We start from the raw sequence: 1,275 nt of genomic DNA, 5'->3' as shown, positions 1-1,275 counted from the left end.
CCTCGATCCACCGATCGGCTTTTGAGGTGTGATGAAAGGTGTTGAGCATGTTCAGGCCGGTGATGGGCATGAGTGAGTCGCCGATCTCTGATTTCGGCGTGTTTCACTGGGTTTCGGGATCGGGGCCGCTGAGCCGCTCGGGTTAGGTGTTAGGCTGCGTGTTGTCGGCCGATTGTGTTGTTGAACAACAGATTCCATTCGGTTTCCCAGGGCCAGCGGGCGGGTAGGTGCATCGTGATGCGCCGGGCTGAGGAGGCGATCCGCGCCGGAATGCAGATCAGGGTGCGGCGGATCGTGGAGGTGGTGGCCTTGGCCAGACGGTGCCCGCCGAGACTGGCGGCAGCACGAGGCAGATTGAACGCGATGACCGCACACACCAGCCAGGCGGCATTGGCGCAGAACTTTCCTGATGGCAGATGCGCGAGCGCGGAGGCTTTGAGGTCGGCGTGGACTTGCTCGATGATCGCGTGCCCGCGGTGGGTTGTGTCGGCGGTGACGGTGTCGAGGTCGCTGGTGGTGAAGAACGCATGAAAGCGCCACACGTCGAACAAGCCGTCGCCGTCAGGCTGAAAGTCGGGGATGCGGCGTACGACCAGCCGCCCTTGAACCTGCAGGTTTTTGGCTTTGGAGGTGAATGCGGTGAAGGGTATTTCGGCGACCTCGGCACGCGAGACCCAGCGACCGGTGTTCTCATCGAAGAGGGCGTCGGTGTACTCGATCGCCGTCCACGCGTCATCGGGGATCTCGCTGATCGCTGCACGTGTCCGCGTGTCTTGGCGCACGGTGACTGACACCTGGGCGCCGGCCCGGATCGCGGTGGTGACCGTGCGGTGACCGTAGAACGCTGAATCCGCCCGCAACAGAATCGGTCCCGACGCGTCGTCGGATCGCAGTCGCGCGAGGGTTGCCAATGTGTCGGCGATCAAGCGATGCGCCCCGCGGGCAGAATTACAGGCCCCTTTCCGGAGGCGTTGCGCGGCGATGACCGGCGCACCCGGTCCGCAGGTGAGGGTGGTGATCGCCGAGTTCAACCCGCGTACCCGGGTGTAGCCGAATCCGGCGCCCTGTTTGGCCGGGCCGTGGACCTCGATGATCGAGTCATCGATATCGACCATGACCGGCCCGTCGATCCCGGTCAGCACCGGCGTGCGGGCATGAAGGCCGGCCAACACGCGGGTGGCGACCGCATCCAACTGTCGGACATGCCCGAACCGGAACTCCCGCAGGAACGATCCCAACGTTGACGGGGCGTACGGGTGGTCGAACACCTTCCCC

General features: G+C 64.5%; 1 protein-coding gene. It reads right to left on the bottom strand.

The annotated features are described in order from the left end of the window. Positions 1–149 precede the first annotated feature (149 nt). Positions 150–1,275, bottom strand: a 1,126-nt coding sequence (locus B1964_RS28560) for an IS1380 family transposase (RefSeq protein ID WP_079932194.1), incomplete at its 5' end; no start/stop codon positions are given.

Source organism: Gordonia sp. i37 (assembly GCF_002043085.1).
Taxonomy (GTDB): Bacteria; Actinomycetota; Actinomycetes; order Mycobacteriales; family Mycobacteriaceae; genus Gordonia; species Gordonia polyisoprenivorans.
The sequence above is the reverse complement of the archived record's forward strand: the minus strand, read 5'-3'. Positions and strand labels throughout refer to the sequence as shown.